Consider the following 603-nt stretch of genomic DNA (forward strand, 5'->3'; position numbering starts at 1 on the left):
AGGCGCCTCGATACGGCTGGCGACCTCGATGCCGCTCGACTCGGCCTCCAGCCGCATCAGCTCGGTCATCTCCTCGAGCAGGTCGCTCACCGGGAACCATTGCTTGTCCAGCTTCAGATGGCCGGACTCGGCGAGCGCCAACTGTTGGAGATCGTGGAGCAGCTTGCTCATCCGGTAGACCTCGTCTTGCAGCGTCGCCAGCTCCGCAGGCTCCAGCGCATCTTGCTGTTGCAACGCCCGGTCGAGCCGGGCTCGCATGACCGTAAGCGGCGTGCGCAGCTCGTGGGCGATATCGGCGACCATCGTCTTGCGCACCGTCTCGAGCTGTTCCAGTCGACGGCGCAGCGCAGTCCCGGAGAGGACGAGCTGCTCGGTAAGCTCGCCCGGATCGGCGATGCCCGATACGCTCTCTGTTGGCATAGCTGCTGCGACTTTGCCGAGCTGCTGCCGCTGGCGCAGCTCCTGCCGTCGCAGCAACGCATAGGCAGCGAGACTGACGAGGAGGCCGGGGACGGCCCAGAGCAGCAGCCTGGACCATGGGAGAGGCGCGCGGCTGTCGAAGCTGCCGGCATAGCTGCCGACGATCCTCCCTTGCGACAGCAA

General features: G+C 66.3%; 1 protein-coding gene. It reads right to left on the reverse strand.

Going from position 1 to position 603, the window contains the following annotated elements; all coding sequences use genetic code 11:
• A partial coding sequence (locus PA598K_RS26740; protein WP_148091998.1) for a histidine kinase dimerization/phospho-acceptor domain-containing protein occupies positions 1-603 on the reverse strand: 603 nt, incomplete at both ends.

The sequence above is a fragment of the Paenibacillus sp. 598K genome, assembly GCF_003851045.1.
Taxonomy (GTDB): Bacteria; Bacillota; Bacilli; order Paenibacillales; family Paenibacillaceae; genus Paenibacillus_D.